Source organism: Leptolyngbya sp. AS-A5 (genome assembly GCF_039962495.1).
GTDB lineage: Bacteria > Cyanobacteriota > Cyanobacteriia > Leptolyngbyales > Leptolyngbyaceae > Leptolyngbya.
On record NZ_JAMPLL010000001.1, the window covers coordinates 84,315 to 108,830 of the forward strand.

20 protein-coding genes are annotated in these 24,516 nt (G+C 49.4%); 11 read left to right on the forward strand and 9 right to left on the reverse strand.

The features are described from left to right. The first annotated feature begins 12 nt into the window (after positions 1-12). Positions 13-1,884 (forward strand): iron uptake porin, encoded by a 1,872-nt coding sequence (locus NC980_RS00445; protein WP_190378529.1) that lies wholly within the window; start codon positions 13-15, stop codon positions 1,882-1,884. Positions 1,885-1,981: 97 nt separating this feature from the next. On the opposite strand, the gene NC980_RS00450 is transcribed toward NC980_RS00445, so the two are convergent. The 3 genes from NC980_RS00450 to NC980_RS00460 all read right to left on the reverse strand — a co-directional run bounded on the left by NC980_RS00450 (position 1,982) and on the right by NC980_RS00460 (position 7,967). Continuing rightward, positions 1,982-3,460, reverse strand: coding sequence for an alpha-amylase (locus NC980_RS00450; protein ID WP_190378530.1), 1,479 nt, complete (start codon positions 3,458-3,460; stop codon positions 1,982-1,984). Between the two features lie 197 nt (positions 3,461-3,657). Beyond that, positions 3,658-5,787, reverse strand: a complete 2,130-nt coding sequence (locus NC980_RS00455) for a tyrosine-protein kinase family protein (RefSeq protein WP_190378531.1) — start codon at positions 5,785-5,787, stop codon at positions 3,658-3,660. Between the two features lie 95 nt (positions 5,788-5,882). Further along, positions 5,883-7,967: an SLBB domain-containing protein gene (locus NC980_RS00460; RefSeq protein ID WP_190378532.1), complete on the reverse strand. Its 2,085-nt coding sequence runs from the start codon at positions 7,965-7,967 to the stop codon at positions 5,883-5,885. Between the two features lie 520 nt (positions 7,968-8,487). On the opposite strand from NC980_RS00460, the gene NC980_RS00465 reads away from it, so the two are divergent. Both NC980_RS00465 and NC980_RS00470 read left to right on the forward strand, forming a co-directional pair. Next, positions 8,488-9,399: a phosphodiester glycosidase family protein gene (locus NC980_RS00465; protein WP_347272848.1), complete on the forward strand. Its 912-nt coding sequence runs from the start codon at positions 8,488-8,490 to the stop codon at positions 9,397-9,399. Continuing rightward, on the forward strand, positions 9,392-10,009 hold the full coding sequence (locus tag NC980_RS00470; protein ID WP_190378534.1) for a DNA-3-methyladenine glycosylase: 618 nt from the start codon (positions 9,392-9,394) through the stop codon (positions 10,007-10,009). Before NC980_RS00465 ends, NC980_RS00470 begins: the two co-directional genes overlap by 8 nt. Here the strand turns inward: NC980_RS00470 and NC980_RS00475 are convergent. Further along, the gene (locus NC980_RS00475) at positions 10,006-12,099 is read right to left on the reverse strand and encodes a S8 family serine peptidase (protein WP_190378535.1); all 2,094 of its coding nucleotides are present in this window, start codon (positions 12,097-12,099) and stop codon (positions 10,006-10,008) included. The two genes, NC980_RS00470 and NC980_RS00475, sit on opposite strands and share 4 nt — an antisense overlap. 149 nt (positions 12,100-12,248) lie before the next feature. Here NC980_RS00475 and NC980_RS00480 point away from each other — a divergent pair, with 149 nt between their 5' ends. From NC980_RS00480 to NC980_RS00490, 3 genes are all read left to right on the forward strand, one after another. Then, positions 12,249-12,533 (forward strand): hypothetical protein, encoded by a 285-nt coding sequence (locus NC980_RS00480; RefSeq protein WP_190378536.1) that lies wholly within the window; start codon positions 12,249-12,251, stop codon positions 12,531-12,533. Continuing rightward, complete coding sequence (locus NC980_RS00485) at positions 12,530-13,786, forward strand: glutathionylspermidine synthase family protein (RefSeq protein ID WP_190378537.1); 1,257 nt, start codon at positions 12,530-12,532, stop codon at positions 13,784-13,786. Before NC980_RS00480 ends, NC980_RS00485 begins: the two co-directional genes overlap by 4 nt. Before the next feature lie 107 nt (positions 13,787-13,893). Further along, complete coding sequence (locus NC980_RS00490) at positions 13,894-14,499, forward strand: hypothetical protein (protein WP_190378538.1); 606 nt, start codon at positions 13,894-13,896, stop codon at positions 14,497-14,499. A gap of 158 nt (positions 14,500-14,657) precedes the next feature. Here the strand turns inward: NC980_RS00490 and NC980_RS00495 are convergent, their stop codons facing one another. The 3 genes from NC980_RS00495 to NC980_RS00505 are packed head-to-tail and all read right to left on the reverse strand — an operon-like array spanning position 14,658 to position 16,203. Beyond that, a complete protein-coding gene (locus NC980_RS00495; protein WP_190378539.1) occupies positions 14,658-15,527 on the reverse strand; it encodes an alpha/beta hydrolase in 870 nt (289 codons plus the stop codon). 54 nt (positions 15,528-15,581) lie between these two features. Next, positions 15,582-15,935, reverse strand: a complete 354-nt coding sequence (locus NC980_RS00500) for a type II toxin-antitoxin system HicB family antitoxin (RefSeq protein WP_190378540.1) — start codon at positions 15,933-15,935, stop codon at positions 15,582-15,584. Further along, positions 15,922-16,203: a type II toxin-antitoxin system HicA family toxin gene (locus NC980_RS00505; protein ID WP_190378541.1), complete on the reverse strand. Its 282-nt coding sequence runs from the start codon at positions 16,201-16,203 to the stop codon at positions 15,922-15,924. The genes NC980_RS00500 and NC980_RS00505 overlap by 14 nt, the downstream gene beginning before the upstream one ends. A 98-nt stretch (positions 16,204-16,301) precedes the next feature. On the opposite strand from NC980_RS00505, the gene NC980_RS00510 reads away from it, so the two are divergent. From NC980_RS00510 to rpiA, 4 genes are all read left to right on the forward strand, one after another. After that, positions 16,302-16,967 carry a CIA30 family protein gene (locus tag NC980_RS00510; protein WP_190378542.1) on the forward strand — a complete coding sequence of 222 codons (666 nt, stop codon included), beginning with the start codon at positions 16,302-16,304 and terminating at the stop codon, positions 16,965-16,967. A 12-nt stretch (positions 16,968-16,979) separates the two neighbouring features. Continuing rightward, positions 16,980-17,408, forward strand: coding sequence for a lactoylglutathione lyase (gene gloA / locus NC980_RS00515; protein WP_190378543.1), 429 nt, complete (start codon positions 16,980-16,982; stop codon positions 17,406-17,408). Between the two features lie 63 nt (positions 17,409-17,471). Next, entirely contained in the window at positions 17,472-18,953 is a 1,482-nt protein-coding gene (locus NC980_RS00520; protein ID WP_347272853.1) for an iron uptake porin, read from the forward strand. A 54-nt stretch (positions 18,954-19,007) separates the two neighbouring features. Further along, entirely contained in the window at positions 19,008-19,712 is a 705-nt protein-coding gene (gene rpiA, locus NC980_RS00525; RefSeq protein WP_190378544.1) for a ribose-5-phosphate isomerase RpiA, read from the forward strand. Between the two features lie 113 nt (positions 19,713-19,825). Here the strand turns inward: rpiA and NC980_RS00530 are convergent, their stop codons facing one another. Next, a complete protein-coding gene (locus NC980_RS00530; RefSeq protein ID WP_190378545.1) occupies positions 19,826-21,481 on the reverse strand; it encodes a glycosyltransferase family 39 protein in 1,656 nt (551 codons plus the stop codon). 262 nt (positions 21,482-21,743) lie between these two features. Here NC980_RS00530 and NC980_RS00535 point away from each other — a divergent pair, with 262 nt between their 5' ends. Further along, positions 21,744-23,675, forward strand: a complete 1,932-nt coding sequence (locus NC980_RS00535; protein WP_190378546.1) for a chloride channel protein — start codon at positions 21,744-21,746, stop codon at positions 23,673-23,675. A 136-nt stretch (positions 23,676-23,811) separates the two neighbouring features. Here NC980_RS00535 and NC980_RS00540 read toward each other — a convergent pair whose 3' ends face one another. Further along, entirely contained in the window at positions 23,812-24,201 is a 390-nt protein-coding gene (locus NC980_RS00540; RefSeq protein ID WP_190378547.1) for an AbrB family transcriptional regulator, read from the reverse strand. Between the last annotated feature and the right edge of the window lie 315 nt (positions 24,202-24,516).

The window sequence follows — 24,516 nt, forward strand, 5'->3', positions numbered from 1 at the left end:
GTGTGAGAAAAAATGTTGAATCCTGCTCGCAACTGGAAGCTGTGGTTAGCAGCTCCAGCAGTTTTGTTTTGGGTGCAGTCGGCGCAAGCGTCCGCAAAACTGCAAGCTCCGGTCTTAGAAGCAACCCCGGCACAGGCGACTCCCGTCGAACCTGTTGCAGCCCACAAGCTCAAGTCTGACGCGAAAGACGTAACGCCTAACTTCGACTCAGTGAATAGCGTTGCTGCACTAGAAGCAGATGCACCTGCAGCCGGAATGGAGCAAGTGACCTCGGTTTCTCAATTCACCGATGTTCGACCGACAGATTGGGCATTTCAAGCCTTGCAGTCTTTAGTCGAGCGTTATGGCTGTATCGCTGGATATCCCGATCGTACCTTCCGAGGCAATCGGGCAACCACACGCTATGAATTTGCCGCAGGTTTGAATGCCTGCCTCAATCGCATCAACGAACTGATCGCCGCTTCTACGGCGGATTTGGTTAAAAAAGAAGACCTTGCGACTCTGCAAAAACTGCAAGAGCAGTTTGCCGCAGAATTAGCAACGATTCGGGGTCGTGTGGATGCGCTCGAAGCTCGCACCACAACGCTAGAAAAACAGCAATTCTCAACCACAACGAAGCTCTCTGGTGGTCTATGGATTAACCCGACCATTGCGCGGAGTACCGGAGATGTGCGATTTGAGGGGGTTCCCGGTTCAGCAGCAGATACACGATTTGCAGGAGCAAGAACGGCAGGTGGCGCACCGATTTCGGCGATCGCGCCCGATCCAGAGCCAACGCTCAGCTTCCTCACTTGGCTCACGCTCAACACCTCATTCACCGGAAGAGATAGCCTGGTGACCCAGCTAGCAGCAGGCAATGGCATCTCTCCGTACAATCAGTACGCCTCGGCTGGATTCTTTAATGCGACGGGTGTTCCGTTCTTTGACCAAACCGCTGGAACGGTCAACGGACGCAGCGATATTGTGATTCGGGACTTTTTCTACACCTTCCCCGTTAACGAGGGGATCAAAGTTACGGTTGGGCCTCGGATTAACTGGTATCGCCATTTCGACGGCAACCGCTTCCTCAACGTCTTTGCATCAGGTGCGAGCTTCGACACCTCAAACAGCACTCAGACCAACACCATCGATCGTGGCTCTGGACTGGTCGTAGAAGCACAACTCAGCCGTCAGTTCCGCTTGGCGTTGGGCTACTTAGGCGAGAACACCGAGTTTCTACCGTCTCAATTCGGCTTCAACACCTCAAGCAATCCGGCGTTTGGACTGTTCGGCGGTACTAACACGGCTTCAGCAGAACTGACCTTCTCACCCAGCGATACGTTTAATCTGCGCTTGCAGTATAACTACTCGCGGATTCAGGCATACGGTGGACAAGTCGGAGGCGCGATCGGTGAACCGATTCCTTATGGATATTTGGATGCAGGCCCAGGTTTCTCGGTGCTGCAACCCGATGGCAGCGTCACGGGCGGCGGACTGAAATATGCTTACGCCAGTATGTTTGGTGTGAACTTCGATTGGCTGGTTACTCCTGGAATTGGTTTGTTTGGTCGCTATAGTTTTGCCAATACGCGACTCAATCCGGTAAATGGTTTAGTGCGGACACAATCCTTTCAAGTCGGTGCTGCCTTCCCAGATTTAGGCAAGAAGGGCGCACAAGCGACAGTCGCATTCTTGATGCCGATGGATATTACACGGGGTCGTCAATTCTTCGCTTCTGGCGCTGGGGATGGTGGAACGCAGTATCAGCTTGAGGCTTCGTACTTCTATCCGCTCAGCAACAACATTGCGATCGTGCCAACGTTCTACGCGATTTTCAATGCCAACAACTTCAACAGCAACCCAACCGTCTATGTCGGTAACATTCGCACCCAGTTTAGTTTTTAGATTGGGTTGACGATTGTAATTCAATCGTTAATAAACGCGAAAACCTGTAGAGACGCGATCGATCGCGTCTCTACGGGTTTGTGGGATAAACGCAAAACTAAGATTGCGGCACCCAAACCGAAACCGATCCACCGTTACACCCGAACTCACCCCAGCCTTCTGCATTGGTCGTCACAGGTTCTTGAACGTGTTCGGTGATATCGATATAGGTACGATCGGGCTGTCCCACCTCCATCCACTTACTGCCGCCGTCTCCATTGCTCATCACCACTGCCATTCCGCCCGGATGCGCTTCATTTCCTAAGCGCGTCCAGCCGACCAAATTAGAATGATCAAAGTAGTTGTATTGATCGCCGTAAGCGTACTCGCGCCGCGCATACAGAAACTTATCGATCAGCCAGCGATGACAATCTAGCCACACTTCATGCTCGTTGCCATCGTTGCCATTATCGCGATAGTGCGCTCCATAATAATCAGGGTAAAACAGACAAGGATAGCCTTCGCAGCGCAGCAGAATCAGCGCATAAGCTAACGGCTTAAACCAAGGTTCGACGGGAGACTCTAGCGCCTGTAGCGGCTGAGAATCGTGGTTCTCGACCATCGTCACTGCCAAAGCAGGCTGCTGCTGTACCAAGGTGTTATCAAAGATCTGGCGCATATCATAACTATCGCCCGATTGGCTTGCCAAATGGAAGTTAAAGTGCAACGGCGCATCAAACAGTGCAACAGTTCCCTGAGTCGCTTCAATGAAGTAGTGCAGCGCTTCCACTTCATACGACCAGTATTCACCCACCGCGAACAGGTTGCGCTGAGCGTACTGCCGCATGTGTTCCAGCCATTCCTGAAAGAACGGCGCTTTTACGTGCTTAGCAGCATCGAATCGAAAACCATCGACTCCGGTTGTGTCGAGATACCACTCACCCCAGCGCTTCAATTCTTCACGCACTTCCGGGTGATTCATGTCGATATCGCAGCCCATGAGATAGTCAAAATTGCCTTTCTCTAGGTCTACATTGTCATCAAATTCCTTGCCTTTCAGCAGATACACCGCTTGTCTTTGTTTCTCATACTCGTCGTAGTCGATCGCGTCAAAGTGCCACCAGTGCCATTCCATCTCGGAGTATTTGCCGCCGCGACCCGCGAAGGTGAAATGCGTCCAAGCTTTGACGGGCTTGTATTCGCCGATTGCTTCACTGCGGTTGTCGGGACTCAATGGGGTTGCTTCAATTTCCTCTTGCTGATCGGCACCCATGCGGTGATTAAAAACAATATCCGCATAGACTCGAATGCCTGCTGCCTGAGCCGCTTTGATTGCGTTTAGGTATTCGTCTTTGGTGCCGTACTTTGTCCGTACCGAGCCATGCTGCTCGAATTCGCCCAAGTCGTAGAGGTCATAAACCCCATACCCGACTTCATACCCACCTCCGACTCCTTTATAAGCCGGAGGCAACCAGAGCGACGTGATCCCAACTTCTGCAAGTTCTTTAGATTTTTCCGCTAGTTCATTCCAGAATGTTCCATCACTCGGCAAGTACCAATGAAAGTACTGCATCATCACGCCATTCGGTTCAGACATATCCCGATTCCTTTTATCAAACTTAGAGTAATAACCTTGGAGTCCTAATGCGATCGCAAGCCTTTATGATCACGGCTTAATCTTTCGACATCCAGATTTTAAGGAAGGCTCTAGCTGATTTCTATCCACCGCAAGAGAAATCTTGACGATAATTTTTTAAGTCTGAGTGTAGATTGGGTAGCAGATGCGATCGTGCGTCAATCTTCGACAGCGGCTGCATTACTGCACGTCGCAACGATCCCCAGTACTGGAACTCGCGCAGTTTGTAATGTGTCTAACATTTGTCTCAGGTCAGCTTGATCTGTTTTACCCATTCCGGCAACGACTAGCATTCCGTTGGTGTAGGTAGCAAGCAAGCTACTATCGGCATAGCTCAGAAGCGGGGGTGCATCAAAAATCACCAGATCATACATCGCTTTGAAATAGTCATTCAAACGCTGCATCTTTTGGGACGATAGTAATCGAGTCGGATCGAGGGGCATTTTTCCACTGGTGAGAATTGAAAAATTGGTGCGTCCCAGCATGGGTTCATCGCCTCCGCTCACCGTGACTAGCGCTTCAAGCCGCTGAATGACATCTTGAGGATTCAAGCTCTGAGCAACCAGCTCGGTCAAGCCCTTACTGTTTGTAATCTCTAATCGTTCGGCAATCTCTGGGTGACGCAGATCTGCATCGACCAGTAACACTCGCTGTCCCATTGCGGCTGCCGCTTGCGCTAAATGCAGGGCAACGGTGGTTTTACCATCTCCGGGTGTCGCAGAACTAACGACCAGCGATCGCACCGGATGATCGGTATTCAGTAAGCGGAGGTTGGTGTAGAGCGATCGGAAGGCTTCAGTAAAGGCATTCCCCTCAGCGAGTTCGGTGGAGGCCTGCGCGATTTGTAGATCTTTCAGCACTTCAGGCGTTTTGACTTCATACGGAATTACGCCCAAGACCGGCAGCTTGGAGAGCCGTTTGATATCCGAAATGCGGCGAACTCGACGATCGAGTCGATCGGACAGCAGCGCTGCCCCCGATCCCAACAGCAACCCTGCCAGCGCCCCTAGAATAATGTTGCGCTGCGGCGAGTCCATAGCTTGGTTAGGACGAACCGGTGGAGTAATCAGTTGCCAGGGAATGTCCTTTTGGGCGGCTTGCACTTGAAGATTCTCACGAGTGCCAAGCAAGCGAGTTAAACTTTCGGTCGCAACAGTGCGTTCACGATCGAGATCGGTAAAGATGCGCGTTAGAACAGGCAAGCGCTGCACTTCTCCATTCCAGTAAGCGTCAGCGCGGTCTAACACCTGCCGCCGCGTTTCGAGTACCGAGAGATCTGAGCCGACCTTGGATAATTGATTGCCCAACACGCGCTGCGCTTCTTGCCGCAGGACTGGCACAAGACTAGCCCGTTGCTGCTGCAAGGCTCTCATTTCCACGGTGTCACCCTGAAAGCGCGTCGATTCGGTGGCGATCTTTGCTTCAAGGTCGCGCAGCTTGTTTAGAACGCCTTGATAAGCCCCATCAGCAGCAAGCGCTGCCCTCGCACCATCGCTCCCTTGGAGGTTGCCATACTGCCGCCGCATCTCCGCAATTTCCCTGTCGGTTTGGAGTTTTTGCTGCGCGATCGATTGAACTTGTCCAGTGACTTGTCCTGCAAGCGATTCTGGCGCGATGAAGTTATTCTGCTGCCGAAAGGCTTGAAGCTGACGTTGCAGATTGTCTACCCGTTTGCGGGTTTCACCAATTTGACGATCGACAAAGGCAATGCCATAGCTGAGATTACTTTCACGCTCTTTCTGGCTGTATCTCAGATAGCCTTCTGCTAGTTTGTCGAGGACAAATTTGATGCGATCGGGATCAGAGTCGCGGTAGCTGACTTGAATTAGCTTGGTGTCGGCTGGGCGCTCGATCGTCAGCTTTTCCGCGAAGTTTTCCCTGGCGATTTCTGGGTAGCGCTGGGCGATTTGCTCGGCGATCGGTTGCAGCAGCTTCGCGCTTTTCAGCACCGCAATCTGGGTCTCGTAACTGATGTTGTCTTGATTGGAGGACGGAGCCGATCCCAAGGGATCGCGGTCTTGCTGGTTTTGAACGCTGACCGGTTCAATCAGGAGCTGGAACCCGCTTTCATAAGTGGGTCGCTGATCCCATGAGATTGCCCAAGCTGCAGCAGTCGTTGCAGCAGTCACGCCTGCGATTAGCGGAATTTTGCGGCGCAGTGCTTCTAGCAGTTTCCCCGAATCTTCGTCAGCTTGTGTGGAGCCAGGCACCAGCAAGTATTCTGGAGCGTGGGGAACTTTGCCGTTTTTTTCGGAGGGAGAGAGCGGTGTTTTAATCTGGTTTTCCATGAAAGCACCTAAAGAAAAATCGAGGGCGAACAGCACCGAAAATAAGCAAGAAGACCAGCGCCTTCACAGGTGACAGAAGCGTTGAGTAACAACCTTTACAATCCAAATAAGAATCGGAACGGCAAGACTTGAAGCACAGGCCCGAGAACGTTGTTGAGCGTATCGCCTGTTTTCGCAAGCCCATTACGATCGATCACCAGCACGTCACCGTCTTTTAACAGCGGATTGCCTTTTTCATCGATTCCGCGTGACAGGTCGATCGAGACATTTTGACGACTCACAGAGCCATTTGGATTGAGTCGTACCAATTCCACCCGACGACGATTCGCTTGGCGCGTAAATCCACCTGCTGCAAGCAAGGCTTGATTCAGTGGCGTATTCATCGGCACTTCGACTTGACCGGGCTTCTCGACCTCGCCGACTACGGTAATCTTGACCGACCTCGGCGCAAAGCTGGCATCACCGAGCTGTCTCGCTTCTTCTGAGTTAAGGGCAAGTGCGGTTGGAATCTCGATCGTGTCGCCTTGCTGCAACACTAGATCCTGCTTGAGATCACCAGATTTAAGCAATTGCCAGAGATCGACGCTGATCGTTTGAGGAGCGCCGCTGCGGGTGTTGCGACGGACTTTGACTTCTTTTAGGTTTGCAAGCTGTTTGATTCCGCCTGCTTCTCGAATCGCACTAGAGAGCGTGGGAGTTTGGTCTTTGATGATGTAAGGACCTGGACGAGCCACTTCGCCAACCACAGCAACATTAACGGGTTGAGTCGCGCTGACGCTAAAGTTGGCATCTGCCATTTGTGCGACTTCAGCTAGATTGACCGAATTTGCCGCTGGAATAAAAATCGAATCCCCATCGCGCAGGGACAAATCTTGGCGAATATTACCCGTGGTGAACAGTTCCCACATATTGAGACGAATTTCCTGGCTGCCGTTGCGCCGCACAATCACCTGACGCGCATCCGCAGAGCGATTCATGCCACCTGCGTCGCGAATCAGTTTGGTCACGGTGGGAAATTTTCCACCCTCGCCAAAGGACAGTGTATAGGTTCCGGGCTTGCCGACCTCACCAGCGATCGCCACATTGAGAGGACGGGCACTCATCAAGCTGGCATCCACGGTGGGGCTTTTGAGCAGGCGGGAGTATCGAGCAGCGATCGCGCTTTGAGCCTGACGGATCGTTAATCCGGCGACTGGAATGCTGCCGACTCGGTGCAAATTCAGTGTTCCATTAACGAGGACTTGATATTCCTTGCTGTACTCTGGCACGTTGAAAATATCGACGCGAATGCGATCGCCCGCACCCAAGGTGTAAGAGTCCGCATCTGCCTCGTCTATACCAGACGAAACAGCGAATGTGGGTGGAGCGGCAGGAGGAAGAGGACGGCTTGCAGGCGCATCGTTGACTAGTTGAGCCGGACTAACGCTATCCAATTTGGGGAGTGGTGCTGAGGTTGGAGCTTGAGCGAGCGTTTGAGATTTCTCGATCGTGCTGGCTCTGAGCAATTGCCGATGAATATACGTGGCAGCATCGGCGCGGGTCACAATGTCTTTCGGACGTTTCAGCGATGCGATCGCGCTCGATTTTGTGGCTGCCTGTTTGGTGATGCTTTTGAACTGAGCATCGGTGATGGGGGCATCCGGTCGGAATGTCCCATCGCTGTAGCCTTTCATGATGCCTTGCTGCATCATTGCCGTGATGCTGGGCTGGGCGCGATGACCCTGCACATCCTTCGCAGCGCTTGTTGGGGCTTTCGGGGCAGATTGATCCGGGCTGACGGCAACTTTAGGCGGCGGCGGGGGAAGCTTCAGAGTTTGCTCGATAATGGTATCGATCGGCAGTTGGTTCACATCGGTCACGGCCAGATTGGGCAAGGATGCAGCAACGGTTGGAGGCGGCGGCGGAACGATCGGTTGATTCGCTGAAACTGTGGGTTTTGCGATCGCGGCTGGATTTGCGATCGTGGGGAGCGCAGAAAACAGGTTCTCTGGCTGAGAAAGCGCGACTCGATCAGGGAGGGACGCGGCTGGAGAGGCAGAATTTTGCTTAGCGTTAGATTTATTAGGCGGTGTGGCGCTCGGAGTCTTTGCATCGGAGCGGGCTAGCTCTTGAGCCACGACTGCTGCAAAAGCACCCAAAGCGAGGAGTGATACGCGAGTCGGCGATAACTTCAACTTCATAAGCTCACAGGAGGATATAAACTCGGCTATTGAGAGTGCGCGGTCAAAGAGAAGCGCAGGGAATTTCTAGGCAATTTCGATGCACACGACTACTGATACGGTAATCTTCCGGAGGAATCAGGACAAAATCATGAATGTTGCTAAAACAACATCAGAAATTTTGCGGGTTGTTAGCGGGATCAGGGCAAGAGAGGGGTGTTGTTTTTGCTGGCGAGATTGTGGATTGTGAGCTAGAAGTTTGATCTGTATGGCGACGGGTGCTGCCTGTGAAAAATGGCGAAATTCTAGACTTGGAGAGTAAATCAAGGAATTACGGATAGATTTGACAGAGCTTAGTGCAGCAATTGAAGGAACGCACCTGAGTTATCCGTATAATCACTGCAAAGATTTTGTTTTACCGGGCTCTACTGCAATTTTTATTTCGTCTCGCTGAATTCACGCTCTAATAAAGAGACTGTGAAGCATGGGTGGCTTGTATGCTTCAAGCAGTTGTGGAGTTTTCATCATCAGGAGTTCGATCGTGAAAAGATTGTGGATCGCAAGTTTAGCCTTGTTTGGCTGTGGCGGCTTGGGGTTGTGGTTTGTTTATTCATTGATTCCGTCTGCTCCGGTTTCATCACAATCCACGCCAGAGGCAACGACCTCTCCTGCTTCTACACTGATCGTTGAGTTGCCGAAGTACCAGCGCTATTCTCTACCCAATAGCGATATTCATACGGTAACGATTTCGCCTCGGAGTCGGTTTAAAGTGTCGATCGCGGTTTCTCCAACGCTTGAAACGGTGGAAGAATTTGCTAAACCCCAAAAGGCGATTGCGGTTCTCAATGGCGGTTTCTTCGATCCTAAAAACGCGAAAACGACTTCGTATGTTACTAAAAATGGAAAGGTTGTAAGCAATCCAGAGCAGAACGATCGGTTAATGCAGAATCTGGATCTTCAGCCCTATTTACCGCAGATTCTGGAGCGATCGGAGTTTCGCAGTTACCAATGTGGTGAGCAGGTGCAGTATGCGATCGCGTCTCGATTAGAGAAGGTTCCGTCGGGTTGTAAGTTGATCGATGCGATCGGGGGAGGCCCTCAGCTTCTACCAGAATTTACTGCGACTGAAGAGGGGTTTGTTGATCCAAACGTGGGACGAGATTCGATCGGTGTGAATCAACGGAATTCAAGAAGCGCGATCGGAATCACGCAAGATGGATCGGTGGTGTTAGTGATGGCAGCACAGAGACCGGATGCACCGCAGAATTCTGGAATGTCGGTGCAAGCGATGGTGGGTTTTATGCAGCGATTGGGAGTGAAGCAGGCGTTAAATCTTGATGGCGGCTCTTCTTCTGCACTGGTTTATCAAGATCAAACGTTCTATGGCAAAGTGGATAAAGCGGGAAAACCTGTTCCAAGAGCCATCAAATCCGCCATTGTTGTGTATGAATAAGCTGGATTATGCAATCGCCACGCAAGCCCTAAAATCCGCAGACCCAAAGCTGGGTGCAATCATTGATCAAGTTGGAATCTGTACGCTTGATCAAGCCCAGCATTCGGGCGGATTGTTGGATTCACTGGCGCGATCAATTATCTATCAACAGCTTTCGACCAAATCCGCCACTGCTATTTATCATCGCTTTCTGCAACTTTATCCAAGCGGGATGAGTGCAGAAGCGATTTTGGACACACCCGATGAAATGCTGCGACAAGTTGGATTATCACGTCAGAAGATCATTTACGTGAAAGACTTAGCACAGAATATTTTAACAGGTTTACCAACGCTGGAAGAATTGCAACCGTTAGATGATGAAACAATTATTCAAACGCTAACGAAAATCAAAGGCATCGGACGCTGGACAGTTCAGATGTTGTTAATTTTTCGGCTGCATCGTTGGGATGTATTGCCTGTCGATGATTTAGGAGTTCGATCGGGCATTCGTCGCATTTATGGATTAGACGAATTACCCGATCGCAAAACGGTTTTGCAAATTGGACAAGCTTGGAAACCGTATTCAACGATCGCCAGTTGGTACTTATGGCAAAGTTTAGAGATCCGCTAGACCCCGATCGTTAACTTCCAACTATTGATAATCCCAGTATCATTTGGGATTGCGTCTACTGCTCTTAATGACCAACGTCCCCGCGTTGATTGTCCTAGCATTCTTCTGAGCGTTGGCGTTGTTTGTAAAGAGTACAATCGGTTCAATGCGGTCTGCCGTCCTAGCGTTCTACCTTGCAATAATACGACTTGTCCCGAAGGTGCGATTAAGCTCACTTCGATATCACCAAGATAATCGTGGGTGATATTAACGCTCACTTGGATATCTTTAACCGTTGCAGCGTCATTGATCTGAATGACGCTCGTAACTCCTGATAAATTGTTATCAGGAATCATCAGCATATTATTGTTCTCAGCAGAAAGCGATCGCGCAACCATTAGCGCTGTTCTTCTCGCAGACGCAGCTTGAACCGCTTTTGCAGCATTCACTTTTCCATAGCCAAACCAATCACATCGCCCATTTGCATCATAGGTTCCTTTACGCAACCCAAACTGCGGATCAGGATCAGGATCAACAATTTTGTCTGCGGTTTGCTGCAAGATTTGCCGAACTTCTTGCGCGGTTAAGTCTGGATTTGCCGACAACACTAACGCTGCCACACCTGCGGCTAATGGACAAGCGCTCGATGTACCACCAAAACCGTAAGTAAAATCGCCCTGATCATAGCCATCATTACCGCGTCGATCGGCGGTCACAACTCCCAATCCCCGCAGTGCAACTCGAACTTCTGGTGGTGTCGCCACATAGCCAACTCCTGCAAGTCCCATTCCTGGGGGCGCATTATTGCTGGGCGCACAGATTGAAACCTCAGCACCCCAATTGCTATAAGCCGATTTTTTGTTCAAGCTGGTCGAGGCAGAAACGGTAATCACATCTGGATGCACAGTGAAACCGCCGAACCACCGAGTATTGCCACTGAGCGCATTGTTGCGCCATCCGGCTTCGTTGATGGTGCCGTTCGTCGGGCGATTGGCATTTCCAGCAGCAAATAAAATGACACAGCCTTTGCCGTCGCGCCCTTCGGTAGCAGCGCGAGTAATCGCGGCGCGTTGTCTCAAAGACAGGGGGTAATTGACCGCACTCGGACCCCAACTGCAAGAAATCACGGATGCCCCACGATCGACCGCCCAAGCAAATAAATCTTCGATCGTTTGATCATCCAAAAATCCAGTCGTCCGAATCGGCATCAAAGCACAGCCTGGAGCGGCTCCCACAACCCCGAAGCCGTTTTCTTCTGCAACGGCAACCCCAGCACAAGACGTTCCATGATCTTCGCCTGGTTCATCTGGGTCAGGGTCGAAGTCTTTGCCTCTAAAGTCTCGCGGTGCAACGACCTTGCCCAATCCTTGAAAGTCGGGATGATTCAAATCGACGGCATCATCCATGACTGCAACCACGATCGATCGGCTGCCTTTGGTAATGTCCCAAGCTTGCTCTGCAAAAACGTGCGATCCAGGTGCTAAATCTGATCCGCCTGAATGGTTCAGGTGCCATTGCTTCGAGTAGAGCGGATCTTTAGGGCGATAGTATCCCTGCTGACGCACAATGATGTTCGGTTCTGCGGTTAGAATCTCCGATCGAGTAATCAATCGGTTGGTAATTTTGAGCGGGTTTTCGGTTGAATTTACGGTGAGTTGAAAAACGAAAGTATTGGGAATTTCGACAATTTGTTTCACCTGTTCTAGAGCGAATTCTTCAGCGATCGAGCGAATCACATCAGGACTCACCGCCGGATCAAATTGAACCGTAATTTGGTTCGTGACGTAGAGTTTTGAGCCAGGATTGTCTTTGATTTGATAGACATGGCTCGCGTAGTTTACTTGCTCTTCTGAGCGCACCTGGTTTAGTACCTGAACTTTCTGATTCGGAGCAACGATAAATTCTGTAAGTTGAGGCGGGGCGGCACCGGGATTAATTTGGATCGGGGCTTTGTTGACCAAATCCCAGGCTTGCTCTTTAGAAGTTGCGTTTACAGCGAAGCGATCGTCGAGTTTTTCAACCAGTAACTCTTCACCGCCACGTTGAAGAATTCTGCCGCGATTTTCTTCTGGAATGCTGGCATTTCCTTGGGATTGTGAGGGGTTTGTCATCGCACTTCTCCAACGCTTTCTAACTCATATTTCACCTGCAATCTGTCCGACTCCTAGATTGCTTTATTGTTTTTAACATCCAGTCCGCGGGAAACCTGAAATCGTGCTGTATCTCTTAAGTATGTGCCCGTCAAGCCTGAACGATAATTATGAAATCGAATCGTTTGCAGTTGTTTTTTAGTCTGGCAGTGTCCACTGTGATCCTCATGCCACTCACAGGTTGCACGTCTTCCTCAACCACGGAATGCCAACCGGATGCTCAGGGTCGAGTGCCGCAAAATTGTGCGTCTCGTGGAGGTTCAAGCAGTTATGGCGGGTCATCTTATCGATCGGGCGGTGGCTCATCTGGTGGTTCAGAGGGAACCGGAGTTTCGGGTCGATCGTCGGGTCGGAGCGGTTTCGGCAGTTTTGGTGGAGGGCGTGCGGGAGGATGAGTAATCCATTTCATGGGATTGAGCGCGATCGCTTCTTCCAACAAATCCGAATGCCTTGGTACAACCTGGCAATGATGAATGCGACTTCTGATATTCCAAGTCCTTATGCGCTATATCACTGTCATCCAGTGACAGAAGACCAGGTGATCAGAATGAAGCGATCGGCGGAACGAGTCGGAGCCGTGCTTGCCCATCTTTGGTCAGTAGTGCGCGAATTTGACGCAGAAACCTTGCTTGAATATGGATTCCCCGAAGAAACCCTTCGCGTGATTCAGTTCGATCGATTAGCTCCGTTTTGTATGCGGCTCGATTGGTGCTGGAATGAGAAAACGCAGGTGTATAAAGTCATCGAAGCGAATGTGCAAACGCCAAGTTTTTGGTTTGAATGTCTCGAAGGCAATGCCAAAGTTGCAGAGCATTTTGGATTTAAGCCACCAGAACTCGGATTGCAATCTGTGCTGAGCTATGCCATGAGCCAACAGCTTCAACGCGCCGCAGATTGGCTTAAAAAACCACTCGAACACTGTCAAATTGCCTTAACCACGCTGAATAACACCGAAGATATGGGAACGATGCGCTGGTTAAGACCATTCACGGCTGAAAATTGTCGAGTGTTTCCGATCGGGGAGCTAAAAATTAAAAATCATCAATACTTATTTCACGAAACAACCGGAGAACCGATCGATATCTTATTCATGTGGTATCCGGTCGAGTGGGTGATTCACGATCGCGATGCCGAAGGGAGAGAACTTTGGTCGGCATTGGAAGAATTGATTCTGAAACGAAAGGTTGCGATCGTTAATTTCGCGTCAGCTTTCGCACTCCAGCCCAAGAGTATCTTTGCTTTAATCAGCGATTTAGGCTTAGATTTTTTTCCTTCAGAACTCGCTGAAACGGTTTACGATCTCTTTCCAAAAACCGCTCAAACTTCAGATGAAATGGGCGATACTTACTTTGCAAAACCCGTTTTAGGACGACAAGGAGAAGGCTGTTTTTCAATGATTCGGGGTGAAGTTGGCGTAGAAAGTTCCAATCAAGATCCTTGGTACACGAATCAAGATTACGTCTATCAAGAATTACTCGATTTCCCCACGGTTGGAATTGCTGAGAAATCACTCACCGCTTTGTGGAGTACCTGGCTATTTAACAATGGAGACGATCGCTTCATTGCGGGCGGGGTTGGATTGCGCGTCTCCGAAGGCAAAATTACCGATGATTACTCGTATTGGTGCCCGATCGGCGTTCCAGTTTAACCTCTAAGGAACAAAACGAGCCACTGGGCTTCATTTGAAGAAAATGGATCTTGCAGTGATAAGATCCGAGAGTTCCGAGTTGTCCTATTAGCATTCTGCAATTATTCATGGCTCATCTGAGAACGATTCAACCCCTTTCCATCTCTGGCATTCTTTCGCTCTCAATGCTTGCAGGTGTAATGTTCCAAGTGCCGTCTGTTCAGGCTCAATCGACCAAGCCTGCATCTGGACAAGCTCGCCCGATCGATCCCAATAGCCCGAATGTGGTGCGTCCAACGGCGGCTCAGAGTGATGGTTTACTGAGTATGCAGGGTGGACAACGGCTGATGAATGAAGCGGATCAAGCCGTCAAATCGCAGAATCTACCCTTGGCAATGAAGAAGCTGCAAGAAGCGCGGCAAGTTTACAACCAGTTATCTAACTTCTATCAAGAGTTGACAGCGAGTTTCTCTGGCATTGATACCCGTGTGGCAGACAGTCAGCGCAAAAAGGCTTTAGAAGCAGCAGAATTGCGGGATCAATCAACCTATCGTTTGGCATTAGTGCATCGGGCAATGAACCAATCTGAATTGGCAGTTCCGCTTTTGGTGCAAATTATCCGAAGCCAGCAGCCGACTCGTGATTTGGGTAAACAAGCCTATCAGCAATTGCTAGAACTCGGCTTCGTGGACGTGCAATATCCACGAACTGCGGATCAGCCAGCCAATCGATAAGGTATCTGGGCGGTTTCTTAATCGCCCAATTTTTTATTTAAAGGTGTTGAAACGCTAGATCACACGATCGTCTGATCCAGCCTTTGAAATCACTTCTTTTGTCTATCCAAAGGTGGATCATTCTAATCAGTTGCGATTAGCGATTTAGCAGAACAAGCTCAATCTGTCTCCGAATTTATCCATTGTTTGAGCAGCCGAGCGACGATCGCGGGCTGTTCCAAATGTGCTAAAACCCCTGACTCTGGCACAATTTCAAATCGCCGAATTGCTTGTGGATTTGCCGCTGCAATGCGTCGCCCTAAATTGACATCGGTAAATTGGGCTTGATTTCCCCAGACGATCGCAGTCGGTGTATTTAATTGCGGCAAATAGAGCGACAAATCGAAGTACAAATCGCCCCGCAAAAATGACAGCGCAGAGTATTCTGCATTTGATTTTCGAGCCGATTCTAGATAGGCATTAACTATTTCTGGTGTAATCCGATCGCGATTTGCAAACAGGAAGTTCTCTAGAAAATTCCGTACTGCCAGGTCATTTGTTGCACCGATCGTATAAATAATTCGATCCAAAATTGGCGTATTGATAATATCCAAGGGAATTCGTCGCCCTGCATTCTGTCCAAAATCATCAAACCCAGAAGGACAAACGAGAAACAGCGATCGTACCAATTCCGGTCGTTGTGTCGCTAACCGAATTGCCAATGCTCCTGTAAGTGAAGCAGCAATCAGAGTGACAGGCTGATCTGAGATTTTTTCTAAGAACTCTGCGATCATCATCACATAATCTTCGGGTCGGTAATCGCGGGCGGGATGGCTCGAATCTCCCCAACCTATTAGATCAGGCGCGATCGTTGACTCAAAGAAGGGATAAACTTTTGACCATTCATACGCTGAAGAGCCACCCCCGAAGCTGTGAAGGAATACGATCGGCGTTTCGGTGATTCCTTGCGCCTGCATGTAATATGCGATCGTGCCTAAGCTGGTTTGAGTAAACTTTTGCCCGAACCCTGGAGGATGAAATTTCAGCATATGGTGTCGATCGCGGAAAACATCCTCTTCATTACAGCAAATTCAGCAAAAGATTCAACTTTTGGTAGAACCTTCACGCAATGTCTCTTCTGCTGCACGCTCTAATACTTCATCCATCCAAGCATTAATGCTTTTCCCCGCTCGTTGTGCCGCAAAGTATAGCTGTCGATGGCGTTCAGGGGTTGTTCTAAACGGCAGCTTTCCAGAAAAAGGTTTATTCGGTTCTTCTCCTCGTTCTTGGCAAAACTCTAGATAATCGTCAATAGAATCTTGAAAAGCTTGTACAGCCTCTTCTACCGTCTTGCCCTTAAAAGTAATCACATCTCGAATATCTAGAACACGACCAAATAGAATACCTGCGTCAGTATCAACCTCAATCTGTCCTTTGTAGCCTTTATAAGCCAACATTGTTGTCTCCTTCCACAATTCCAGCGTTTTCCAGAAACTCTCGAACTGATTTAACCGCTCCTTTGTCTGTTTCTTTTTCAGGATGCGGCTCGTGAAACACTGCTCTCTCACCATTTAGGTGAACTCGAACTCGTGAACCTCGCCCTTGAGTGACCTCTGCGCTCATCGCCCGAAACAAGCCCACGATATCACTCCAAAGAATGTCAGCACGAATGGGCTTCTCGAAAACGGCTTGTAAGGTCTTCGCTTGTTTTCGATTGAGCTTCATCCTGATTTCTGCGTGATATCACTCTATGATATCGTTTGCTCGCAGTGTCCGATCGCTTTTCTTAGAATGAAGAGAGTTCCGCTGATTTGGAGAACGTTATGAATGAACAACGGACTCAATGGGATTTGGGTCGATTCGTGCAAACTTTAGAGTATTTTGAAGCAATTCCCATTGTCAGTTGGCTGCAAAAAATGTTTCAACCTCGTCCCAATCCTCAGCCTGCGCTCAACAATCAGGTTCTATTCGATTTCAGTGATCCGACGATCGACCTGCACAACACTTGGGGCGCTCTTGATGATGTGGTGATGGGCGGCGTGAGTGATAGCGGTGTTCGTCTGGGAAATGGAGTCGCTGTTTTTTCGGGGAATGTTTCGACGGCGAATTCGGGTGGATTTGCTTCGATTCGGACGCGCAATTTTGATCCGGCGATCGATCTGTCTGCATTTACCGGAATCGAACTGCGAATCAAAGGAGATGGGAATCGCTATAAGTTTTTAGTGCGCGATGATGATGGCTGGGATAGCGTCGGCTATTCTCATTCGTTTGATACGGTTGCAGGGGAATGGATCACCGTACAAATTCCCTTTGCTCAACTCGTTCCCGTCTTCCGGGCAAAAACGCTATCGAGTGCGAAACCAATCTCCGCAAATGTGATTCGCTCTTTCCAATTGATGCTGAGTAAATTTGAATATGATGGCGCATTGAATCCACGATTTAATTCTGGATCATTTCGCTTAGAAATTGAGTCGATCGTAGCTTATTAGTAGGAGAACCTAATGCGTTTATTACACACCATGCTTCGTGTCGGAAACCTAGAAGAGTCGCTGAAGTTTTATTGCGATCTGCTGGGCATGAAGCTTTTAAGAAAAAAAGATTATCCCGGTGGAGAATTCACTTTGGCATTTGTCGGCTACGGGGCAGAGGCGGATACGGCTGTGCTTGAACTCACCTACAACTGGGGAAAAGACAACTATGAGCTAGGCGATGCTTACGGGCATATCGCGATCGGAGTCGATGATATTTACGCCACTTGTGAGGCGATCGCTCAACAGGGCGGAAAAGTGACGCGCCAACCGGGGGCGATGAAACATGGCTCTACGGTGATTGCCTTTGTTGAAGATCCAGATGGCTACAAAGTTGAACTGATCCAACTTGGCACACAAGGTTCAGCATCGGAAAAAGCAGCAGCCACCGCAAATGCTTGATTGAGGCGACTCTAAGCGGGCTGTTATAACTATGAAGGTTGCAGCCCGTGAGGAGAAAAGTGCGTGAAACAGGTGAAATGGTTCTGCTTCGGCTTGAGTAGTTTACTCATCGTGGCTGCTCCTGCTTGGTCACAACCTACGATCGAGCCAGACGACGTGATGGATCAAGTCACGTCTGTTTCTGAATTATCGGATGTGCGTCCGGGCGATTGGGCATTTGAAGCGGTGCGATCGTTGGTAGAACGCTACGGAGTGTTGAGCGGATATCCGGACGGTACCTTTCGCGGCAATCGCCCTTTGAGCCGTAACGAGTTTGTCGCCGCGATCGCAACCGTCATCGGCAGAATCGAAGAACAACTCCTTGCTGGAAATGAAAACACAACGCTCAGGGAAGATATCCAGACGATTCGGCGCTTGATTGCGGCTTACGGGAATGCGTTCTCTCAATTGCGATCGCGAGTTGACAACATCAACACTCGGATTACGACTCTTGAACGACAGCAATTTTCGACAACCACAAAGCTAGACGGACAAGTTTATTACGTGCTAACCGATGGCACCAGAGCGAATGCAACTGTTTTGGCTCGTGTTCGGCTGAATTTACTCACCAGCTTTCAAGGGAACGATCGCCTCGTCACGCAACTTGAGGCAGGCAACAATGGCGGAGATGCGATCGCTCTGGCACACAACGAACGCCAAAACTTACTTGGAACTACGGGAGTTTTAGCAGATGGTGGTGGGCTTGATCCGGTCGAATTAACTCCTCAACTCAAAATTCGTAAGCTCTATTATGCGTTTCGTCCGGCTGAGAACCTAGAGATCGCTGTCGGCTCGAATCTACCGCCGAGTGATTTTATCGATCTCAATAGCTTCGCCAATCAATCCGGGCAAAATTTCGGCTCTAGTTTCTTTGCCAACAATCCGTTGATTGTGCAAAACGAGATCGATCGCTTTGGCGGAGCGGGAGCCGCGATCGCTTGGTCGCCCGATCGTAATTTCACCTTCAGAGCGCTATACGCCGCAGCAGATTCCTCGAATCCTAGCGCGGGATTGTTTCGCGATCGCTATCAAGCCAGCGTGGAAGCGGAATATGCAATTCCAAATCAGCCGATCAAGGTGCAATTGCAATACACCAACGCAGAGATCAATGGCACTCAGATCAATGCAGCAGGTCTCGGTGCAGAATGGGCAATTCAACAGCGTTTTGGTGTGTTTGGCATCTTTGGACGCTTGGGAATCGGTAGCTATCGCGGATTTAATCCTCTCTTACAGCAAGACCTCGATCTGAATCCGAAAACTTGGACGTTAGGCGTTTCGTTTCAAAACTTCCTCATTCCTGGGTCAAAAGCCGGGTTAGCGATCGGACAACCCTTCATCACCGATCGCTTAGGTAACGCGACTCAAACAAACTTTGAAGCCTTTTTCGGACTGTTGCTCAACGATCGCTTAAATGTCAGCCCCTCGGTGATCGTTGTGACGAATCCCAACAATCGCGCTAGTCCAACGATTATCGAATGGTCGTTGCGAGTGCTTTACGGGTTCTAAAGTCGCGTGACATAGTACAGTGATCAATTGATAACTTGTACAGGAATAAATGGTATGAATGCAGACCCCGTAACAATGATGAAACAGCAAGTCGGTTATGCGGCGGCTGCCAAAGTGCAATCGAATACGATCGTCGGTCTCGGTACAGGTTCGACCACCGCTTATGCGATTCAAGCGATCGGCGAGCGATTGCAAGCCGGTGATCTGCAAAACGTTAAAGGGGTTCCAACTTCGTTTCAAGCGATCGTTCTAGCCCGTCAGTTCGGCATTCCTTTAACCACGCTCGATGAGATTGAAAAGATTGATATTGCGATCGATGGTGCGGATGAAGTTGATCCACAGAAGAACCTGATTAAAGGCGGTGGCGCGGCTCACACGCAAGAAAAGATTGTTGATAGCTTGGCGGATCAATTCATCGTTGTGGTTGATAGCGGCAAACTGGTGGATCATCTGGGTTCTACCTTCTTGCTTCCAGTTGAAGTGATTCCGATGGCAGTAACTCCGGTGATGAAGGCGATCGAAAAGCTTGGCGGTAAGCCTCAATTAAGAATGGGCGTGAAAAAGGCGGGGCCTGTTGTGACCGATCAAGGAAACTTAGTTGTGGATGTGAAGTTCGATCGCATCGACAATCCCGCTGACCTAGAGAAAGCACTAAACAATTTGCCCGGAGTTCTTGAGAACGGCTTATTTGTGGGTGTTGCCGATGTGATTATGGTCGGAGAAGTCAAAGACGGACAGCCAAGCGTCAGAGAGTTCTAATCCTGAAGTTGAGTCAAGCGACTAATATTCAATGCTTGACTCAACCCTACCGTTTAAGACATTGGGACTAAGTAGGCATGAAGATTCGCGATCGAGCGGCTGAGCGTAGCATTTCATTTCTTTCGCTTTGCTGTGTTGATCGTTTTTACCGCAGGTGCTCGACTCACTAACGCCCACTCCTCACTCATGCCCAGAAACTGGATTTGCTTTTGTGGCAACTTCTTCAACGACGCGGGATCGAGCAGCAAATAGGGATGAGCATCCTCGCGCCAGCGCTTTAACAAGGCTTCAGAACTCGCTGGAACAATTGATCGCTCACTATAGAAGTTCAACGACGGGCGGAAATAAGGATAGGACGTATAAATCGTTTGCCCTTTGGCGGTGGCTTCCTGAATCATTTGTGCCACAGGTTTTGCCGGAAATGCTTCTTGCAGTTCCCAGATCCAATAATTCGACATCATCAACACTAGCAGCGTCAAAAACGTCCCCCAAATCAATACCACGACAAACTGCACATCCTGACGCGCCATCAGAACTGCCGTTACCGTTAGCGTCAGCGCCAGCGTTGCAAATACCAATTGCACATCCGGCTGCGATCGTACCCAAAACGTATAGTAAATCGCACCTGCCCAAGCGACGATCGCCAACACCAAAAACACAATCACCCAAACCCGAACCCGCTTAATCATCGGTGGTTCTGAGGAGACAGGTTGCCAAAATCGCTGCAACTGTGCCCCAACCACCAGCGCAAAGGCTGGATAAAGTGGCATTGCATACCAAGGCAGTTTGGTTTGCATCAGCGAAATCACAGCAAAATAAATTCCGTTCCAAACCAGAACCAATCTTGCCCAGCTTAGAGTGCGATTTTCCCAAGCATGACGAAACGCGATCGGCAAAAACACCACCCACGGAACCCCATTTTTCAGGACTTCCCAGACGTAATAGGTGATCAATCCTTGATTATCCTCAACCGAATCCGACACGCGCTTCAAAGATTGATCAAAAAAATGCGTCGCTAAAAACGCCTCACCATACCGATAAACCTGGGCTCCATTCCAGAGCGCAACGGGAACACACCCTAAACCAAAGCCTGCCCATAAATATCCTGATCTCAGTAATCGCGGCGTATCCCAAGTGATAAACACCAGCGCGATCGCTGCCAGCAAAATTCCTAAAATTCCTTTCGTCAAACAAAGGCAGCTAAATCCTAAACCGACTCCCAAACCCCAACGCAAATCTCGCCGCGATCGCAGCAAACAGAACATCATCGCCAGAAAAAAGCACAGAATCGCACCGTCAAGCATCGCTAATCGTCCCTGACGCACGACAGGTAGCGAAGTGAGATAAACCAGTGCGGCAAACACAGCCGTACTGCGCTGAAAAAAGACCTCACGCCCAATGCCATACAGCAGAGGAACCGAAGTCGCTGTTAGCAGCGCTCCGGGAAGTCGCGCCGTCCATTCACTCACCCCCCATATTCGATAGCACAAGGCAATCAACCAATGCACCAAAGGCGGCTTGTTCAAATACGGTGCGCCATTGAGATCGCGAGGGTGCAGCCAGGTTAGGGATTCAAACGGAGCATTCGCAATTTCACGGGCAATCTGTGCCACGATGCCCTCATCCCAATCTCTCAAGGGGAGAACACCGAGATTAATCGTAAACAGCACGATCGCAGCACTCCACAGTCCGATCGTCCAACCTGGATCAATCCAAGCTTGATAGCGCGCTGTTCCTGATTGATTCCCGATCGAAATCTTGCGATCCATTTTTCTATCATTAGATACACGGAATCATTGTGCATCATAAACAGTCCTGTGATGGAGTTAACCCCAAAAACAATCTCTTGCCGTTCTTCTAGTTAAATAGGGCAAATGTATTAATTCATAAGAATCTGAACAGATAATTTTAGCGATCCCTACCGTCTAGATTTACTCATTGAAAAACCGACAAATTACTTGTCTTGTCTGGCTTTGATCGCCCACAATGAGAAGGAGAAATAAAATTTAATCTTATTATTCCCCCCCTGCCGTGCCCTCGACCCTGACACCCAAAGTTCTGCTGCCCGACTCCTCAAATTCTCCTCCATCTCGCCTCACTGGACTATTTAATCGCCTCCAACCGCACCCCGACACGATCGTTTTGATTCTGGCAGTCGTCATCGGTGGTGGGGCTGGTTTGGGGGTGCTTACGTTTCGCTATTTAATTGAATTCGTGCATCGTCTCGCACTTGAAGACCTGATGGGAACGATCGGTCATTTTGGTGCGTGGACTCTAGCTTGTGTCCCTACTTTGGGGGGTGTCTTAGTCGGATTGATTCGCTGGTTAACGAAAGAATTCAGTCCGGGAATTTCTGCCCTCATTGCAGCCGTGCAAGCAGGCAAGGAAATGTCAGCAACACGCCCGATCGCGAAAACGATCGCCGCCGCCATTTCTCTTGGAACTGGAGCATCACTGGGGCCTGAAGGCCCAAGCGTCGAGGTAGGAGCGAATTTTGGCTTGTTTGTGGGTCAACTGCTGAAAGTGTCCCGCGATCGTCAACGCTTACTCTTAGGAGCAGGAGCCGCAGCCGGACTGGCAGCCGGATTTAATGCGCCGATCGCGGGCGTGTTCTTCGCGCTGGAAGTGGTACTAGGCACGACATTTGAGACCTCAGCCGCTAGCATTGTTCTACTCTCTGCGGTGGTGTCAGCGCTAATTGCTCAGATTGGTCTGGGCGGGCAACCTGCCTTTGATCTGCCTGCGTATGAAGTACGAAGTCCTTTAGAATTGCCGCTTTATTTGGGGTTGGGACTGTTTGCTTGTGTGGTGTCGATCGCTTATACAAACTTATTAAAGTGTTCAAGCGACTTCTTTAAGGGAAAGCTTCCGGGTTCAAGCTGGATGGCAAAAGTTCCGCGTGAAGTTCAGCCGATTCTAGGAGGGCTATGTGTTGGGGTGGTGGCGCTGAAACTGCCACAAATTCTCGGAGTGGGGTATGACACTGTAGAAGCGATGCTGCGAGATGTACAGTTCTCGCTGGTGCTGCTGATTACTTTATTGGTGGTTAAGCTGTTGCTGACGGCAATTAGTTTGGGCAGTGGATTAGTGGGTGGTATCTTTGCGCCCGCCATGTTTTTGGGCGCATCGCTCGGAGCCGCTTATGGCAAAGTCTTACCTTCAGTATTGCCGATGTTTGCGACAAGTATTGCTGCACCGCCTGCTTATGCAATGGTCGGAATGGCGGCTGTGCTGGCAGCAAGTGTGAACGCTCCCTTAACGGCGATTCTGCTGCTGTTTGAAATGACGCGTGATTATCGAATTGTTTTGCCGCTGATGGCAGCCGTGGGTTTAAGCGTCTGGCTCGTCAACTTGTTTAAATCGAGTCCAGAACAGCCCTCGAACTTACAGCAAATCGAAGCAAAACGCGATCCCGATCAAGTGCCAAATTCCACGCTTTATCAGCAAGAAATTCTCAGAAATCTATTGGTTGCAGAAGCGATGCAGCCTGGGTTTTTGCAGGTTGCGGAATTGACTCCATTGCTAGAAGCAGGATTGCAACTGATTCAACATCAAACGCACAGTGCGCTAGTGGTGAACGACGACCGACACCTGATCGGCATTATCACGCTGCAAGATATCAATCGGGCGATCGCGCGCTGGGAAACCGAACCGCATCACGCAGAACAGGGATTGAGTCAACGCACGATCGCCGAAGTTTGCACAACCGATATTCTCTATGCCTATCAGGATGAACCGCTCACCGATGCGCTCGATCGTATGGCAACTCGCGGCTTGCATCAGCTTCCTGTGATCGATCGCGCCAATCCAGATCATGTGCTGGGACTGTTAGAGCAAGAAGGCATTACCTTAGCGTGCAATCTTGCTCTAACTCGCGTGCGTTTAATGCCATATCTCCCTCATACAGAAGAGGCAAACCCGATCAAAACCGGACTTGCCCCTCAATTTGGCGTATTGAACTAGACCTAGACAAGCAGGAATTTTCTATTTGTTTCTGCTTGTCCAAATGCCAGTAAACATCATCAGCATTCCACCTAGAAAAATTGCGATCGCAAGACCTGCCGGAATCGCCGTTGTCCAATCGATGTTTTCCATTTGTTTAAGCCGAGAGTTCTTCTCGATCGAGTTGTTTTAAGTGGATATGTTTTCGACCTAGAGAAATCTCAAATTCGTCTCCAGGCTTCAACTCCATTTGTTTAGTATACGCTGCCCCAATCAGCAAATTTCCATTAGACTGTACGCTGATTCGATAGCTTGCGCTCCGACCACCTCGACCACTTGTGCCTTGTTTTCCATCTAGCTCAATTCCTTCCGCATCAATTAGTGCATTCAGGAATTTCATCATATTCACGCGCTCTACACCGTTTTTTGTCACCGTGTAATAGCCGCACTCTTTAGCTTTTTCTTCTTTATTGAGATGATCGAGTTCTTTTACTTTTTTGAGCAGGGCTTCACCCATTAATGGCTCAATCTTTTTCTTTTTAGTCATTCATCCGAAATCTAAATCAGGTGGACAGCAATCGTATTTTGTGACACTAACAAGCCCGCTAAACCAAGACAAATTTAGCGCCTTGCCAGTTGCCCCATTCATATTACACTGGCATTGCTGATTTATCACACCGGCATAAGACAGGATCGATTCTTTAATTTGGAATCAATTCTTGATGAATGAAATGAGATTTTTCAAGATTGTCATTCGACTGAATTAAAGCTTGTCAAGTGGCTCAATTTGAGTGGAATTTTGGTTAAAATTAACGATCCGCTATCATAAAAAAAAGAAGCAGATTATCTGCACAGAGCGATA

What these genes read in the sequence shown, in the direction of transcription:
- NC980_RS00500 (WP_190378540.1), bottom strand. Translation starts at nt 15,935, where the DNA reads ATGTTGGCTTATAAAGGCTACAAAGGACAGATTGAGGTTGATACTGAC.
- NC980_RS00475 (WP_190378535.1), bottom strand. Translation starts at nt 12,099, where the DNA reads ATGACAAACCCCTCACAATCCCAAGGAAATGCCAGCATTCCAGAAGAA.
- gloA (WP_190378543.1), top strand. Translation starts at nt 16,980, where the DNA reads ATGCGTTTATTACACACCATGCTTCGTGTCGGAAACCTAGAAGAGTCG.
- NC980_RS00490 (WP_190378538.1), top strand. Translation starts at nt 13,894, where the DNA reads ATGGCTCATCTGAGAACGATTCAACCCCTTTCCATCTCTGGCATTCTT.
- NC980_RS00495 (WP_190378539.1), bottom strand. Translation starts at nt 15,527, where the DNA reads ATGCTGAAATTTCATCCTCCAGGGTTCGGGCAAAAGTTTACTCAAACC.
- NC980_RS00540 (WP_190378547.1), bottom strand. Translation starts at nt 24,201, where the DNA reads ATGACTAAAAAGAAAAAGATTGAGCCATTAATGGGTGAAGCCCTGCTC.
- rpiA (WP_190378544.1), top strand. Translation starts at nt 19,008, where the DNA reads ATGAATGCAGACCCCGTAACAATGATGAAACAGCAAGTCGGTTATGCG.
- NC980_RS00485 (WP_190378537.1), top strand. Translation starts at nt 12,530, where the DNA reads ATGAGTAATCCATTTCATGGGATTGAGCGCGATCGCTTCTTCCAACAA.
- NC980_RS00470 (WP_190378534.1), top strand. Translation starts at nt 9,392, where the DNA reads ATGAATAAGCTGGATTATGCAATCGCCACGCAAGCCCTAAAATCCGCA.
- NC980_RS00455 (WP_190378531.1), bottom strand. Translation starts at nt 5,787, where the DNA reads ATGGAAAACCAGATTAAAACACCGCTCTCTCCCTCCGAAAAAAACGGC.
- NC980_RS00445 (WP_190378529.1), top strand. Translation starts at nt 13, where the DNA reads ATGTTGAATCCTGCTCGCAACTGGAAGCTGTGGTTAGCAGCTCCAGCA.
- NC980_RS00505 (WP_190378541.1), bottom strand. Translation starts at nt 16,203, where the DNA reads ATGAAGCTCAATCGAAAACAAGCGAAGACCTTACAAGCCGTTTTCGAG.
- NC980_RS00460 (WP_190378532.1), bottom strand. Translation starts at nt 7,967, where the DNA reads ATGAAGTTGAAGTTATCGCCGACTCGCGTATCACTCCTCGCTTTGGGT.
- NC980_RS00480 (WP_190378536.1), top strand. Translation starts at nt 12,249, where the DNA reads ATGAAATCGAATCGTTTGCAGTTGTTTTTTAGTCTGGCAGTGTCCACT.
- NC980_RS00450 (WP_190378530.1), bottom strand. Translation starts at nt 3,460, where the DNA reads ATGTCTGAACCGAATGGCGTGATGATGCAGTACTTTCATTGGTACTTG.
- NC980_RS00510 (WP_190378542.1), top strand. Translation starts at nt 16,302, where the DNA reads ATGAATGAACAACGGACTCAATGGGATTTGGGTCGATTCGTGCAAACT.
- NC980_RS00530 (WP_190378545.1), bottom strand. Translation starts at nt 21,481, where the DNA reads ATGGATCGCAAGATTTCGATCGGGAATCAATCAGGAACAGCGCGCTAT.